A 16115-nucleotide genomic window follows, 5' to 3' on the forward strand; every position below is an offset into this window, starting at 1 on the left:
CTACTGTATAGTTAAATTCAGTGAATTATGTTTGTAGAAGGAGGTTTCTCAACACAGATAACCTCCTTCTACCGATAGGAAGTGCTCCCTAATTTCGATCGCTGTCGTGATTACGGAGCTTGTAGCAACCCACTTCCGACACGAGCATTTGGTAATGGTAGTGCCATAGCACGGGAAGTTAGCAATTGCCAAAGTTGAGAACCTCGTTTACCAGTCCATTGGGCATACAGAGCAGCGAGCCCAGCTACGTGAGGGGTAGCCATGCTGGTGCCATTGAAAGCATCATAACGCCCTTGATTCACAGGCACTGATGAGTATACTTCCACTCCTGGAGCGGCAATATTAACTTTAGCTCCTAGAGATCCGCCAGAGGTAGCCGAGAACGTAGCCACTTGGAGGCATTGATCGACGGCTGCAACAGCCATAATCGACGGGCTATTCGCTGGTTGTCCGACTTTTCCGGTTGGCCCGTTGTTGCCCGCGGCTGCCACGATGAGACACCCATTTTCGAGTGCCCGACGGCCGACAGTTTCGTAGGCAGTAGACGGTGTTGGAGTCTCATTTCCTAAGGACATCGAGATCACTTGACAGCCGTTGACGATCGCCCATTCCATCGCAGCGAGAATCCAGGCACTAGCGCCGCTACCAGCATTGCTCAACACTTTACCGACATAAATGGTCGATTCGTAAGCGATCCCGTACCGCCGGCCGTTCAGATCCTTAAACCCGCACGCTGTCCCAATGCAGTGCGTACCGTGACCGTTCTCATCTTGTACGTCCTCCCCAGGCACGAAGGACTTCGATACGATCGATCGGCCTACGAAGTCGGGATGTAATAGATCCATCCCCGTATCCAGCACCGCAACTTTCATTCCTTTACCAGTCAAGACAGAGTTCATGACCTTCGTTGCCTTCAGACCCCAAGTAGATTCGATATCATCAGCAAAACATCCTTGTTTGTTGATTCCTTCTACCTCTGTAGTAGTGGCTTTCTCATACAGGTTATTCACCGCATCGCGATAGCCGCGCAAATAGTCTAGGGACAATCCATCGCCAATGGCGTAGAAAGTGCGCTCGGGTTCGATCGCCAGGATGGCGGAATCCTCTCCCGCTGATGTCATAATGCTGCTAAAAGCCCCTTCCTCTAGGGAGACGACAGCCACGCCGAGAGTTGGGAACACCGCTCCTCCTGCTGCCGAAATTTGGCCCAAGTCTAAAGCAGATTCCGGGAAATCGGCAGCATTTGCCAGTCCTCTGATACCAGCTTGGTCGCTCAAGAGGTCTAACCCTTCTCTCACCGAATCATCGCGGAAAGTAACAATGTAACGCCCTGTTGTTTCATCGCCCCGGGCAGTTCCTGGGATGGGAAAACTAGGTTGTTCAGACATAAAATACCTCTTATTGAGTGTTGGACGGTTTGACTGTGATGAGCAATCTCTCACAGCTTTCCTGACATTGATTCCTATTCAGGTTTAATTGCCGAAATTAAGCTGTCTTGCTCCTGATGAAACCCCGTATTTTTTTGTTAAGTCAATTAGCTTTGGATAATGCGTTTAGTTGCAAAAGAGAGTTATTTAATCCCAAGGCTGTTTCATTTTCCAAATCTAAGCTTGCAAAAGCAACTGACAAAACTGACTTAATCTGATTGCGGCGAAATTCTCATTTGTAGGACTTACGCTGCATTCCTTCAATTTTGACACTATGGGTACTTGTATGGTGCGCCGCAGAGCACCCTAAAAGTACAGTTTTTGCATAAGTCGTATAATAACAGTCGCTAGCTGTTAGTTACCAGTCGCATAATCGAGTGACTTGCATAATTTTTATTTTTGTGTTAATCGAAGTAGAGGCTATTGTAGAGATTAGTGGCGGAAAATAAAGTGATAGTTAATCGATTTTAGATTTTAGATTGAAGAAAGCGACCCCAAGGATTTATCCGGGGGCTTGTACCGTGGTTGTTTTTAGTCAGGACAAAATTTTACTATTAAATCCGCAAAATATAAATTTCTACATGGGAGGCGATCGCGCTTATTGGAAAAATGCGATCGCTTTCAACACCTAGCCCTGTAAAAAAACCCTCACCTAGGCGTTTCTTAATCTTGAATACAAACAATCCTAATCCTGCAACAGCAAGGGCAGCAATATTGCTGGGTTCCGGCACTGCTTCGGCAATACTGAGAGAATTGATGCCCAAAGCCTGAGCTCCCTCAGAACTGCTATAGACGAGTCGCGAAATGTTGGCAGTATCGCTGCGAACTCCGAGAAACTGTGCTGAATTATCAAGTGCTAATGAGGATGTTCCTGGTGTTGAAAAACTGCCTAACAAATTATTATTACTGTCAAATGCCGAGCTCGATGCAGTGAATAAAAATGTATCATCTACCGCTATTTGCGTCCCGGCGGCCGCTACGGGGCGATCGCAAGTAATGGTTAGCGGAGCTGGGTTTCCCAGCGCTGGCGGCGGGCCTGGCCTTAAACCTGTAAACAAAATGAAATCGCCGCTGGCAAAGTTGGTGGGAATGCCTGGTGAAGGCAAGGTTTGAAAAAGTAAAGGAGGCGTCACTCCTGGAGTTGTAGCCGGAGCAATATTGAGATTAATTCCGAGTCCTTGTTCCGAGGTGACTGAGAAGGAGTTGGGCAATACTTTAAACGGCGGCTGGACTGGCCCTAAAATCGGCCAATCAACGCGATCGCTCCCTCCCAAGGCGGCGCGATCGCTCACCAATGTAAGATTAACAGCTTCAACCGGCGGTGTTCATAGGATTAGCAGAGTGCCGATCACTGTTCCCGCAGCAGATAGTTTTAGCGATCGGGTTTTTGGGGCGATCGCTGGGAATTCCGAAGTGCGAGCGCTTTGTAATAGCTGCACTTTGAAAGGTTGAACTTTTTCGCCAATCCTAGTAATTTCTCCCTTCGACCTCTCGATAAATTATTACCAAATTTTGGTCATACCCAAACTGAATGTTTAAATTAAATTACCGTCCCATATACTTTACATTTTGATAATTCCCTCTAATTATTTAACAACACATAGCATTACGCATAAATTCGTAATGTGGCGATTCCCCACCCTACAATTGATGTTCAATGCAATTGAAAATTGCTATAAAGCTGGACAGTTTCCTAAAGTTGGAAGTACATCCCAGACATTTTCCTGCCTCAGTATCTTGGGTAACAGGGAATGTTTCGCTTACAATACACTTGTAGCATCTAATAAAAAAGAGCGATCGCACTATGGGAATGACTCTGACCGAAAAAATATTAGCCAAAGCATCAGGCCGCACTAAAGTCGAGCCCGGAGAAAATATCTGGGTAGAAACAGATGTATTAATGACCCACGATGTCTGCGGGCCCGGCACCATCGGCGTTTTCAAACGCGAATTCGGTGAGAATGCGAAAGTCTGGAACCCAGACAAAATCGTCCTCATTCCCGACCACTACATTTTCACCAACGACGAACGCGCTAACCGCAACGTCGATATTCTCCGCGATTTTGCCAAAGAACAAGGGATAAAATACTTTTACGACATCACGGATCGATCGGACTTCAAAGCAAATCCCGACTACAAAGGAGTTTGCCACATCGCCTTAGCACAAGAAGGCCACACCAGACCGGGCGAAGTGCTCTTCGGCACCGATTCCCACACCTGCAATGCCGGCGCTTTCGGACAATTTGCCACCGGTATCGGCAATACAGACGCGGCTTTTATCATGGGAACCGGCAAACTGTTAATCAAAGTTCCCGCAACCATGCGCTTTGTGTTCAACGGTGAACTGCCGGATTATTTGTTAGCAAAAGATCTGATTTTGCAGATTATTGGTGATATTAGCGTGGCCGGTGCTAACTACCGGACAATGGAATTTGCGGGCGATACAGTTGAGCGTTTGACGATGGAAGAACGGATGACGCTGTGCAATATGGTGATTGAAGCTGGCGGTAAAAACGGCACGGTTGCGCCCGACAAAACTACGTTTGATTACGTTACTTCTCGGACGGACAAACCCTTCGATTCATTTTACAGCGATGGGGATGCTAAATTTTATAGCGATCGCACCTACGATGTCAGCAAATTAGAACCAGTCGTCGCCAAACCGCACTCTCCCGACAACCGCGACTTAGCCCGCAACTGCCGCGATGTCAAGATCGATCGAGTTTACATCGGTTCCTGCACCGGCGGCAAAACCTCCGACTTTCTGAATGCCGCCCGCATTTTGAAAGGAAATCAAGTCAAAGTTCCGACTTATTTAGTACCAGCAACTCAGAAAGTTTACGAAGATTTGTTTGTCACAAAATACGAAGGTCAAACGCTTTCGGAAATCTTCTTAGCTGCAGGCTGCATCGAACCTGCAGCGCCTTCTTGCGCCGCTTGTTTGGGTGGCCCGAAAGACACTTTTGGGCGGATGAACGAACCAGAAATTTGTGTATCTACAACTAACCGCAATTTCCCCGGCCGCATGGGGAATAAAGAAGCGCAAGTTTATCTGGCTTCGCCTTATACGGCGGCGGCTTCTGCCCTGACTGGGTACGTCACCGATCCGCGCGAATTCCTGTGTTAGAAAGTAGCTGATGTAAGGTGTTCTGTGGCGCACCCGGAGGCCCCTGGAAGGTGCGCCGCAGATTACCCTACGAGATGAATGTAAGGTGTTCTTCGGCGCACCCGCAAAAATGAGTGTAAAATGACCTATAAAAAAGTAGGATGACGATATTAATGCCAAACTCTCGCCGATTTTAGCTTCCTAGGGGAAGTTTATCCCTAACGCTTGTTACCTAGAATCGCACACCGCTATTTTCCGAGTTAGAAAATGTCTTGCGACTCCGCAATGCTGTATGGGCGATTAAATCAAAATAACCTTTTGAAATTATTGGGCCGTTGTAATGCCAGACTACATTCATTTTTTGTGAAAATTACCTCCTAATCATACTCCCTATCCCAAGCATATTGGAGAGATAAAAGTTATATTTACACAATCTTTGCGAGGTCAAGGAACTTGGGTTCAAAATATCTCATTTTCTGGTGACCAGAGTCGAGAAAGTGAGGTTTGGTCTCGGCGCTTTTGGGGAGATACTATTTGCCAACAAGATGATTGTGAACGGCATTTAAACGATATTCACTACAATCCTGTTAAGTACAATTTAATTTGTTGTCCGCATTTGTGGTATTATTTTAGCTTTAGCTTCTGGTTAAAAAAGATGTTTATTCAGTTGGTTGGTGCTGCTGTCGTTCTGGCAGAAATCCAAAAATAGCAAATTTTGATGCCATTTCCTATAGACTAAGAGAATACATTCACAGGGCTTACGTAAAAATTGGTTTGACAGGCTACTTATAGCGGTAAGGTGCGCCGCAGAGCGCAACCCTATCATTGTGTAAGGTGTGCACTGCTTGAATTGACAGGAGATTTGCTTTGAAGACACTATTTTTGGCTTGGCAAAGCCCGCGCAGCGGTTCTTGGTTTCCGATTGGTCGATTGACATTTAACGGTAAAGAATATCAGTTCAATTATACAAATGGTGTTCTAGAAGCTAAACTTAAGTGCGGGTTTCAGCCCTTGCCATCTTTCCCAAATTTCAATAATGTTTACACTTCAGAGAAAGTGTTTTCGTTGTTTTCTAATCGAGTGATGTCGCGATCGCGCCCTGACTACCCTGAATTTGTACAGTGGTTGAATATCTCTGAACACGAACATGACCCAATTGCTTTATTGGCGCGCAGCGGAGGCAAACGGGCAACTGATAAATTTGAGGTGTTCCCTTGTCCCGAACCAGATGAAAATGGACGTTACTGTATCCATTTTTTGGCAGATGGACTGCGATACCTATCAAAGTCGGCAATTGAACGGATTAATCGGCTTCAAGTGGGCGAATTTTTGTACTTAGCCCACGAATTTCAAAATCCGGGCGTTTCCCGTCTCCTTCTGTGTACTAAAGATCACTGGATTGTCGGCTATTGTCAGCGCTATCTTGTGGAGGATATTTTTGAAATTATGTCGCAGCACCCAGAAGTGGTTCGCGTAGAAGTCGATCGCCTCAATCAACCCCCAGCGCCGCTACAGTTTCGCTTGCTGTGCAAGATTACCGTCGATTGGCGAGACTTTCGCCCCTTCTCCAGTGCGATGTACCAGTCGGTTAGCAGCGATATTTTAGCTGCAAGTGCGATCGGATAACCAGCCACAATAAGTAAAATTCTCCTCACAAAGTTAGGGAAGAACCCAAGTTAATTATTGTGAATTCCTTAGACCCACTCGGGAATAAAATTGCTCTAGAATTAGAAATAGACTGGGTTTGTTGAATTGTTTATAATTGTATGATTCATCGAACCACTTAAGAAGCCCGGTTTCTCGATCGCACAACTCGATAAAATTGCAAGTATTCGGTAAATAAACGTGATGATTACAATCGTGATGGGAGTCTCAGGTTCTGGCAAAACTACTGTTGGCAAGTTGCTGGCGCAATCTCTCAACTGGGATTTCCGCGATGCCGACGATTTTCACCCATCAGCTAATATCGAGAAAATGAGTCGCGGCCTTCCTTTAGAAGATGCGGATCGCCTTCCTTGGCTATTACAATTGCAAGCGGCAATAGACAGGTGGCTGTTAGAAAATCAAAATGTGGTTTTGGCTTGTTCTGCTTTAAAAGCATCTTACCGCGAAATGCTCTGCCGCGACCAACAGGGGGTGAAAATTGTTTATCTCAAATGTTCTTTTCAGATATTGGCAGCCCGGTTAACAAGTCGCGAAAATCACTACATGAAAGCAGACTTGTTGTTAAGTCAGTTAGACACTCTCGAAGAACCAGAAGATGCAATTATCATAGATGCTTCGCAACCGCTAGAGGTAATCTTGCGCCAAATTAGAAATCATCTGAAGTGCGGTTAATGGCTCACAATAAAACCTCTAATACCAAATCTGGCTTAAATACCTGTTTATTTTTTAGTCCCTGTCAGCTAGGACGAGAGTTTGTATAGTAGGGATTCCAAACGCCGAGTCTTATCGACGCTTTTTACCGGAGGTTTAGTATAAGAATTATTTTTTTTCAGCTCCCGGGTTTCTGAAACAAATTTAGTTCCCTCTCCGTTTCCGGGGGAGAGGTGTGGCGTGCTAATGTTTGTACAAATACAAGAAAGCTTCTACTTCAGCAGCGGTTGGTTGAGCTTTAATTGCCCCGGGTTTCATCGCTGTCATCGAACCTACCGCATTCGCATAAGTTACAACTTTTTTTGTTATTTCTGGATCGGCTAAACTCTTAATTCCCACCTTGCACAATTGGCTGACAAAACCCGCCAAAAATGCGTCGCCGGCACCATTTGTATCCTCAACATCTACTTTAAATGCGGGGATTTTTCCTTCATTTTCCGACATACAATAGGCGCAACCTTTCTCGCCCGCAGTCACCAAAACGCCTTCTACGGAATCGAGGCGGTAGGTAATAGCTCCAGCGTCGCTAGTGTCAAACAACCATTCGGCTTCTTCCTCAGATAACTTGACAAAATCAACTTTTTTTAATAGTTTTCTAATGTGCGCTTTGGCTTCGTCTGGATTGGACCAAAACACCGGACGCCAATTGATGTCAAGTATAATTTTAACGTCGTACTGTTCTGCTAGTTCGATCGCTCTGGCGATCGCCTCTCGACTCTCAGGATAAGCTAATTCTAAAGTGCCTAGCACTAAAAAATCCGCATTTTCAAACAGCACCTGGGGTAGTTGTGCCGCGAGGAGGTGGGTGTCGGCAAAATCCGCAGTATCGAATTCGCCAAAACCGGCAAAAGATCGATCGCCCGCTTGATTCCGCAAGACATAAACTTGCCGCGTCGGTGCACTCGGATGGCGCTGCACTCCAGCGATATCAACCCCTACTTCTTGCAATACCTCCACTAGGGAATCCCCCAATTCATCCCCACCTACAGCACCGATAAATCCCGCCGCCGTCCCCAATTTAACCAAAGCACAGGCAACATTAGCAGGAGCACCACCGGGATATGCCGTCCAAGATTCTACCTCTTCGAGAGATACTCCTGGTTGGTCTGCTAAACAATCAAATAAAACTTCACCCAGACACAGAACGCGAGGATAAGTCATAGAAATTTGAGATTTGAGATTTGAGATTTTAGACCAGCAGTAGACAGGTCAATAATGATTTTTAACCCATCCCAGAAAAATTGCAAGCTATTTTTTTATGGCTGATCCTATAATATCAGACTTATTGATACTGGCAGTTACTCGCTCAACGCACAAGTGCAGTGCGGGCGTATCAGTTGTTTTACCTGAAAACATCTGCGGGTTTGACCCGGATGTCAGATGGGCGTAGGTAAAGGCAGCATCCGCCACCCGACGCACAAGCAGTGCAAGTGGCTGTGCGTCTTGCTGTGTCAGCGCGGGGTTGACACTTTTGGCGATTCTGCAAGCGAGTTGGTGCTTCGGGCCCGAAAGAGTAGCACAGCAAATTTAATTTTCTCTTCATACTCGATCCCTCATCCTTTAGAATTGTAGATAGGTAAATATGCAGACATAGGAAAAGTTTATGAGTGGGATTGTCTCTGGGACCCCTGTCACCCTGTCGGACAGAGAATTGCAAGTGGTAGAGTTAGTAGCGGCCGGATTGACTAATGAGAAAATCGCCGAAAAGTTAGAGATTAGCAAGCGTACTGTTGACAACCACATTAGCAATATCTTGAACAAGACGCGCGCTGACAATCGAGTTACGCTTGTACGCTGGGCGTTGCAGTGGGGAAAGGTATGTTTGGACAATATTAACTGCTGCCCTTTACCGCGGCCGATCGATAAAGAAGTATCTTAAGTAGGGGATCAGGTTGGGTACAGGCAAAGAAATGATGCAAACGGCACAAGAAAAACAACTCCGCTATCAAATTCAAAGCCCTGGATTGCCGCTGGCGGTGTATCGCGAAGTGGCGGTCCATTTGCGTCAAGTTGAAGGGGTGCAAACCGGTTTAATTCCGCAGCAGTCGCAGCGGTTTGATTACGGCGACAGCCAAATTGGGGGTTTGTGGATACAGTATCCTGAAGGGTTCGATTTGGCAGGTCGCCAGCGGGTCGATCGCATTTTGGCTTATTATGGCGATCGTTACGGAGCGTGGGAATTATTAAGTCATTAGTTATTGGGAATTGTTAACTGTTAACTGTTGACTGTTAACTAATAACTAAGAACTAATGACTAATTACTAATGACAACTGCCAACAGACAACTGACTAACAAAATGAGTGCAATTAAAACTTTACCGGGAACGCGGGATATTTTGCCCGCTGAAATTCAATATTGGCAAAATATAGAAGAAGTCGCTAGAACCATTTTAAAAAAAGCGGCTTATCGAGAAATTCGGACGCCTATTTTTGAACAGACATCTTTATTTGAACGCGGCATCGGCGAAGCTACCGATGTCGTGGGCAAAGAAATGTACACTTTTAAGGATAAGGGCGATCGATCGGCTACTTTGCGTCCAGAAGGCACCGCCGGAGTAGTCCGAGCTTTTATTCAAAATAGTTTGTACGCAGCAGGAGACGTGCAGCGTCTGTGGTATGCTGGGCCGATGTTTCGCTACGAACGCGCGCAAGAAGGAAGACAGCGGCAGTTCAATCAAATTGGCGTGGAAGTCTTGGGGAGTGCGAATCCTCGTGCGGATGTCGAAGTAATTGCGATCGCCTGCGACATCCTGCAAACCCTCGGTTTAAAAAATTTGCGCCTCGATATTAATTCTGTCGGAAATAAGCAAGACAGACAAAATTATCGGCAAGCTTTGATCGATTATTTTACACCGCACAAAGACGAATTAGACGCGGATTCTCAAGATCGCTTGACTCGCAATCCGCTGCGGATATTGGACAGCAAAAATCAGCGTACTCAAGAAATTGTAGCTGGTGCGCCTAGCATTTTAGAATATTTGGGAGAGGAATCGCGCTCGCACTTCGAGCAAGTGCAGCTTATGCTCACAAATTTAGGAATTAGCTATCAGTTAAATCCCCGATTAGTGCGCGGTTTAGATTACTATACCTACACCGCTTTTGAAATTATATCCGACGATTTGGGAGCGCAAGCAACTGTTTGCGGAGGCGGTCGCTACGACGGTTTAGTCAAGGAATTGGGCGGCCCAGATACGGCGGCAGTCGGTTGGGCAATGGGTATAGAACGGTTGATTATCCTGCTGCAAAAGTTACAACCTTTGCCCGTGCCGAAGTTGGATTTTTATTTAGTCTCCAGGGGCGAGAAAGCTGAACAGCAATCGGTATTGTTAGCTCAAAAATTGCGAAGTGCGGGCTTTAGTGTAGAGATAGATTTGAGTGCTAGTGCTTTCGGGAAACAGTTTAAAAGAGCTGACAGAAGCGGTGCAGTTGGGTGTTTAGTTTTGGGAGATGCGGAAGCTGAAAACGAGACGGTACAATTGAAGTGGTTGGCGAGTGGTGAACAAAGTGCGATCGCGCAATCAGAACTACTAGCAATGACAAACGAGCTACAGCAGAAGATCGTAGCTGCATATTAAGTCCGGCAGGGGTTGAAACCCCTGGCGGACGGGTGGCTTAAGTCGTTACTAATTGGCTCTGCTTGGCAACCCATATCCAGAGGCTCTGCCTCCTCATTAAGCCCTTAATATTAATCCCAAAAACCAAGAGATATAATTTAAGCATTAAAACATTTAACCTCTGATAAACTATGTCTGTAGCTGCTAAAAACCTAGAAACAAAACTTACAATCACCTGGCCGCTACTACCAGAAGATTTTCAGCTACCAGACGACCCCGTAGAAGACGAAAGCCAACCATTATTAGCAGCAGCTTTGCGCCAGCCGCTAACAGGATCTCCTGAATTAATGCAGGATGCCTTAATTGTTTCCAACTTTGCCTTGTGTGCGGGAATTAGTTTCGCAGGTTCAACCAGCGACGAACAGCGTATTATCTGCAAAGCGCCAGATTGGATGTACGTGAAACCCGTCAATCCAAAAAATGTCTCTCCAGTACGCCGTAGTTACACGCCACACACAGAAGGAACCATCCCCCAAATCGTGATGGAGTTTCTTTCAGAAACCTATGGAGAAGAATACTCCGTTGAATTTACCTCGGGGGTGGGAAAGTGGTATTTTTACGAGCAAGTAATCAAAGTACCCAGATACGTCATATTCCGAGCAAAAACAGCTCATTTAGAAGTTTACGCTTTAGAATCCGATCACTACAACTTGCAAAAACCTGATGAAAACGGACGTTATTGGATACCGGGATTAGACTTATTTTTAGGCATTTGGGAAGGAACCCACGAAGGGAGAACAGGCTGTTGGTTGAGGTGGTGGAATTCTGAAGGCGAGTTGTTGCTGTGGTCGGAAGAACGAGTAGAACAAGAACGTCAACGGGGCGATCGCGAAAGACTCCGCGCTGAAAAAGTGGCCGAAAAACTGCGGCAAGCTGGGATGGAGTTAGATGATGAAGAGTGAAAGATCAATGGATGAGTCGAGTTTGATCGTGTTTTGGTATGATGACACTCTTGTGGTGCGGGCATCCAGCCCGCCCTTGGCTAACTTTACACTCCTATGTTAATCGAACGTCTCCAGCCGATCGCCTGGACAAAAAAACCGCGACTCATATCCTTATTTTCTGGTTGCGGCGGCATGGATTTGCCATTCCACCAAGCCGGATTTGAGGTAGTTTGGGCGATCGACTCCAATCACTACGCCTGCAAAACATTCAGCAGAAACATCGCCAATGTCATCATCAACGACAGCATAGAAAATATAGACATTGCACAAGTGCCGGAAGCAGAAATATGTATAGGGGGGTTCCCCTGTCAAGATTTCTCCCTAATTTGGAAACGTCCGGGACTTGAAGGAACTAGAGGCAATTTATATACATATTTTCTCGAATTTGTAAATAAAAAAAAGCCCAAAGCTTTTGTAGCAGAAAATGTCAAAGGCTTATTAAGTGCCAATAATTATCAAGCAATAAAACAAATAATTTCTGATTTTGAAAGTATCGCTCCCGGCTACTTAGTTAAGCCTAAACTCTACAACTTTGCTGATTACGGAGTTCCGCAATTTCGCCAAAGAGTGTTATTAGTTGGCATTCGGATGGATACAGGATTTAACTTTGTGCATCCTCAGCCAGAATACGGTCAAAATTGCAAAAATCCTTATCGAACTGCGGGCGAAGCACTCAAAAATGTGGAAGCAGTTCTTGACAATAACAAACATCATAAAATTCAAGCCCGCACCGTTGAAATTTTAAATCGAATTAAACCGGGAGGCAATTTCTCTGATATTCCCAAGGATAGTCCATACTATGTCAAAGGCATGATCAGTCACGTTTATCGGCGAATTCATCCAGATAAACCATCATCGACAATCATTGCTGGTGGAGGTGGCGGGACTTGGGGTTATCATTATTTAGAACCCCGTTCTTTGACCAATCGTGAAAGAGCAAGATTGCAAACGTTTCCAGATGATTTTGTTTTTGAAGGTTCTACTACTGAAGTGCGGCGGCAGATTGGCAATGCAGTGCCACCGCAGGGAATCACTGCTGTTGTGGAGTCTTTGATTCCGTTATTTAAGGGGGATTATCCCCAAGTTGATTTATATGAAATGAGTAAAAAGTTGCAGGGTATGTCAATTCAACAACGCTTAAAATGGGCTGAATCCGAGGGATTCGATCAGAGTTTGCAGTTAATTTGAAATGGGCGGTAGATTAGAAGCGTAACATTAACTGGCTCTTGGTTTATGATTAAGGAAGATACATAAGGAGGGAAAGTCAATGATCAAGTTTGATATAGGTCATTACACCGATTTTAAGTTGCCCAGCAACTCAACTCTTCCAGACCAATTACAGCAAACACTTCAGACGGTTTGGGATAGAAAGTATCGTGATTTATACGAAACAGGTGGAAAGTGCAATGTAGAAGAAGCCTTTGTAGAAGTAATGACAGCCTTTGGAATGCCTCATGATCCCATATCCCATCAGCGATACGTCTATATGGCTTATGGAATAGCATTAGCAGCTAAACCGACTATTAAACATTACTTTCCTGAAGAACACAAAGCTGATATCGTTGAAGGAATTGTATCTTGTTGGCTGAACGAGGGTTGTGAAATCCCCGAAACTTGGGCAGATACCTTGTTCCCTAATATCAACCAAATCGGAAACTATCAAGCTACGGACGAAGCTTATAATATCTTCTACGGCTTGCTGCAAACACTCAACACCAAAATAGCCTACAATGCCATCTTAGATATTCTGTACAATGCCATTACTGGGGATGCCATTTCTGGTTTTGCTGCGGCTCCACGAGATATGTTTAATTGGTGGTTAATTGAGGTGATTCCTGCTGCCTATTGTTTAAAGCTGCCATCTACTTTATATTCGGGAAAATGGGAATTTCCGCCACTGAGTCAGTGCGCTTAAGTGAGGACAAAACTAATTGGAAAAGAGTGCCTGTTGCTGATTGTAGTTAACTTAAGGCACCATCAAACCCTTCAGAATCCTCCCCTTTTCCTCCTCCCTCAACCCCTTACACTGCACCAAAACCCCAAAACCCCCCAAACCCATCGGATCGATCAACTGATGCAAAGCCTCCCGTCGGCGCAAAAACGTTGCCAAATCCAATACTTCCGCATCATTTGTAGACAGAGAAGCAATACGATCGCCCAAACCCAACGCCATCAAAAACAAAGCCTGTTGAGTAAACCCTACCACATCCAAATCGCACAATTCCCCCTGCCTTTCCAGCGCCGTAAAATTAACATGAGCCGTTAAATCCTGCCGCCCCACCTTAATATAAGGATTATTGTGATGTCGGTGCAAATAATAACACTGTAGCGTCCCCTCCCTGCGCCTCGGATTGTAATAGCGGTGCGCCGGATAACCGTAATCAATAGTTAACAAATATCCCCGCTGCAACTTTTGAGCAACTGTACTCATCCAGTCCAAAGCCGCCAAATTCACCTCACTGCGATAACCATCCCCGTACACACTCGCCGAACAATCGATGCTTACAAAATCCAAATATTCGGCAATTTTAGGCGTGGAAACTTCGCCAATTACTTCAACAAAATTTATCTCTTTTTGTTCATTTTTTGGGGTTTCTGCGGCAACGTAAATCTCCCTAACTTGCCCTTCTTCCAGAATAAATTGATGCACGGGAAAAGCATCCACTAACTCGTTAGAAAAGAAACAACCGAGAATTGAATTATTAACTATCTCATCCCAGTTGCACCACTTAACGCACTTGATCTCACTTAAGCTTTGGCGTTGTTGCGCTTGAAGTCTTGGCGAAATTTCAACAATTATGTATGTTAAATTTTTAAATAAGTCGGGATGTTGCCGTTGCAGATATTGCAGCACATTAGCTGCAAAAGTTCCCCGCCCAGCGCCCATTTCTACGATCGCGAAGTTTTGAGGGCGATCGAGAAATTCCCACATTTCCACAAACTGCTCTGCCAAAACCTCCGCAAAATCAGCACTCCAATGAGGCGACGTGATAAAGTCGCCTTGTTTGCCAATCGAGGGGCGATCGCTATTATAATATCCGTGCTGCGGATGATATAATGCCAAATCCATATATTCAGCAAAAGTAATACGCTGCTGGGGACTGGCGGCAATTCTTTCGCAGATTAAAGCGCAGAGTTCCCAGTTGCTGTCATTGATATCTGATTGCTGAACTTTCATAATTTATCGAATCAAAGTTGATGTTATTTCATTTGTGAAGTAGAGATTTTTTTTATTAACCGCAGAGGGCGCAGAGGGCACAGAGGAAGAGAGAAAAGAGAAATAAGGTACATTTTAGCGACGTTAACAGCAAAATTAATCGATATCTATCCGCCTTTATCTGCTGTTAAAAAAAATCAACCCGGTTCCATAAAAAAACCGGGTTAAATTCTCAAATAAAAACCGACAAAACCTACCTGTCAACCGAGCCCATAATAATGTCGATACTACCCAAAATTGCCACCAAATCCGCAATCTTCACACCGCGCACAATGTGAGGCAAAATCTGCAAATTATTAAAATCCGCAGTCCGAATCTTCCAGCGCCAGGGAAACACAGTATCATCCCCGATAATATAAATCCCCAACTCACCCTTGCCGCTTTCAACGCGGACATAATGTTCGCCCTTGGGAATCTTAAAAGTCGGCGCAACTTTTTTGCCAATAAACTGATAGTCAAAACCATTCCATTCTGATTTGGGCCCGCTTTCTAAGCGCTTGGCTTCCAAATTCTCGTAAGAGCCACCGGGGAGTCCTTTCAAGGCTTGATAGATAATCTTAACCGACTCGCGCATCTCCCGAATCCGCACCACATACCGGGCCAAACAATCGCCAGCAGCTTCGGTACAAACTTCCCAGTCGAAGTCGTCGTAACATTCGTAATGATCAACTTTCCGCAAATCCCACTTTACGCCGGAAGCGCGCAACATCGGGCCGGAAAGTCCCCAGTTAATCGCTTCTTCGCGAGAAATAGTACCCAGGCCTTCAATCCGGCGGCGGAAGATTGGGTTGTTGGTAATTAAACGTTCGTACTCGTCAATTTTGGGAACGAAATAATCGCAGTAATCTTGGCACTTATCTACCCAACCGTAGGGCAAATCTGCCGCAACTCCGCCGATGCGGAAATAGTTATTGTTCACCATGCGATAACCTGTGGCTGCTTCCCACAAGTCTAAAATCATCTCGCGATCGCGCATAGTATAGAAAAAAGGAGTTTGCGCCCCCACGTCCGCCAAAAACGGCCCCAACCACAATAAATGGTTAGCAATCCGGTTCAACTCCAGCATGATTACGCGAATGTAACTCGCCCGTCTGGGGACAGCAATATTCGCCAACTTTTCCGGTGCATTGACTGTCACCGCTTCGTTAAACATCCCCTCCGCATAGTCCCAGCGGCTCACGTAGGGCACGTACATCACGTTGGTGCGATTTTCGGCAATTTTTTCCATCCCCCGGTGCAGATAGCCCAAAACTGGCTCGCAGTCCACCACATCTTCCCCGTCCAGGGTGACAATTAACCGGAGTACCCCGTGCATGGAAGGGTGGTGCGGCCCCATGTTGAGCACCATCGGTTCGGTTCTAGTCTCAATTCTTGACATAATTAAATGAATTAATGATTACTGACTATTGTTGATTTTTGTTTGGCTGTTAT

General features: G+C 45.4%; 15 protein-coding genes. 9 read left to right on the forward strand and 6 right to left on the reverse strand.

Annotated features, from left to right (window positions below):
• Positions 1-110: 110 nt before the first annotated feature.
• Both QUA47_RS13360 and QUA47_RS13365 read right to left on the reverse strand, forming a co-directional pair.
• Entirely contained in the window at positions 111-1388 is a 1278-nt protein-coding gene (locus QUA47_RS13360; protein WP_333287899.1) for a S8 family serine peptidase, read from the reverse strand.
• Positions 1389-1981: 593 nt separating this feature from the next.
• On the reverse strand, positions 1982-2719 hold the full coding sequence (locus QUA47_RS13365) for a PEP-CTERM sorting domain-containing protein (RefSeq protein ID WP_333431118.1): 738 nt from the start codon (positions 2717-2719) through the stop codon (positions 1982-1984).
• 512 nt (positions 2720-3231) lie between these two features.
• Between QUA47_RS13365 and QUA47_RS13370 the strand changes: the two genes are divergently transcribed.
• The 3 genes from QUA47_RS13370 to QUA47_RS13380 all read left to right on the forward strand — a co-directional run bounded on the left by QUA47_RS13370 (position 3232) and on the right by QUA47_RS13380 (position 6870).
• Positions 3232-4554: a 3-isopropylmalate dehydratase large subunit gene (locus QUA47_RS13370; RefSeq protein WP_333077709.1), complete on the forward strand. Its 1323-nt coding sequence runs from the start codon at positions 3232-3234 to the stop codon at positions 4552-4554.
• A gap of 846 nt (positions 4555-5400) precedes the next feature.
• Positions 5401-6159 carry a DNA-binding protein gene (locus QUA47_RS13375; RefSeq protein ID WP_333431095.1) on the forward strand — a complete coding sequence of 253 codons (759 nt, stop codon included), beginning with the start codon at positions 5401-5403 and terminating at the stop codon, positions 6157-6159.
• A 222-nt stretch (positions 6160-6381) separates the two neighbouring features.
• Positions 6382-6870, forward strand: a complete 489-nt coding sequence (locus QUA47_RS13380; protein WP_190661941.1) for a gluconokinase — start codon at positions 6382-6384, stop codon at positions 6868-6870.
• Between the two features lie 222 nt (positions 6871-7092).
• On the opposite strand, the gene QUA47_RS13385 is transcribed toward QUA47_RS13380, so the two are convergent.
• Together QUA47_RS13385 and QUA47_RS13390 are read right to left on the reverse strand one after the other, a co-directional pair.
• Positions 7093-8070, reverse strand: coding sequence for a carbohydrate kinase (locus tag QUA47_RS13385; protein ID WP_333287888.1), 978 nt, complete (start codon positions 8068-8070; stop codon positions 7093-7095).
• A gap of 181 nt (positions 8071-8251) precedes the next feature.
• Positions 8252-8452 (reverse strand): hypothetical protein, encoded by a 201-nt coding sequence (locus tag QUA47_RS13390; protein WP_190734527.1) that lies wholly within the window; start codon positions 8450-8452, stop codon positions 8252-8254.
• A gap of 60 nt (positions 8453-8512) precedes the next feature.
• Here QUA47_RS13390 and QUA47_RS13395 point away from each other — a divergent pair, with 60 nt between their 5' ends.
• From QUA47_RS13395 to QUA47_RS13420, 6 genes are all read left to right on the forward strand, one after another.
• A complete protein-coding gene (locus QUA47_RS13395) occupies positions 8513-8788 on the forward strand; it encodes a photosynthetic electron transport-dependent transcriptional regulator PedR (protein ID WP_006633901.1) in 276 nt (91 codons plus the stop codon).
• 34 nt (positions 8789-8822) lie between these two features.
• The gene (locus QUA47_RS13400; protein ID WP_190661939.1) at positions 8823-9104 is read left to right on the forward strand and encodes a hypothetical protein; all 282 of its coding nucleotides are present in this window, start codon (positions 8823-8825) and stop codon (positions 9102-9104) included.
• Positions 9105-9206: 102 nt separating this feature from the next.
• Positions 9207-10484 carry a histidine--tRNA ligase gene (gene hisS / locus QUA47_RS13405; protein ID WP_333431119.1) on the forward strand — a complete coding sequence of 426 codons (1278 nt, stop codon included), beginning with the start codon at positions 9207-9209 and terminating at the stop codon, positions 10482-10484.
• Positions 10485-10654: 170 nt separating this feature from the next.
• Positions 10655-11425: a Uma2 family endonuclease gene (locus QUA47_RS13410; RefSeq protein ID WP_333431096.1), complete on the forward strand. Its 771-nt coding sequence runs from the start codon at positions 10655-10657 to the stop codon at positions 11423-11425.
• A gap of 96 nt (positions 11426-11521) precedes the next feature.
• Positions 11522-12655: a DNA cytosine methyltransferase gene (locus tag QUA47_RS13415; RefSeq protein ID WP_333431097.1), complete on the forward strand. Its 1134-nt coding sequence runs from the start codon at positions 11522-11524 to the stop codon at positions 12653-12655.
• A gap of 79 nt (positions 12656-12734) precedes the next feature.
• Positions 12735-13382 (forward strand): hypothetical protein, encoded by a 648-nt coding sequence (locus QUA47_RS13420; protein ID WP_333431098.1) that lies wholly within the window; start codon positions 12735-12737, stop codon positions 13380-13382.
• Positions 13383-13433: 51 nt separating this feature from the next.
• Here QUA47_RS13420 and QUA47_RS13425 read toward each other — a convergent pair whose 3' ends face one another.
• Both QUA47_RS13425 and QUA47_RS13430 read right to left on the reverse strand, forming a co-directional pair.
• Positions 13434-14645 (reverse strand): class I SAM-dependent methyltransferase, encoded by a 1212-nt coding sequence (locus tag QUA47_RS13425; protein WP_333431099.1) that lies wholly within the window; start codon positions 14643-14645, stop codon positions 13434-13436.
• A 232-nt stretch (positions 14646-14877) separates the two neighbouring features.
• A complete protein-coding gene (locus QUA47_RS13430; protein ID WP_006633911.1) occupies positions 14878-16062 on the reverse strand; it encodes an NAD(P)H-quinone oxidoreductase subunit H in 1185 nt (394 codons plus the stop codon).
• Positions 16063-16115 lie beyond the last annotated feature (53 nt).

Origin of the sequence: Microcoleus sp. MON2_D5, assembly GCF_036701905.1 — a bacterium.
Taxonomy (GTDB): Bacteria; Cyanobacteriota; Cyanobacteriia; order Cyanobacteriales; family Microcoleaceae; genus Microcoleus.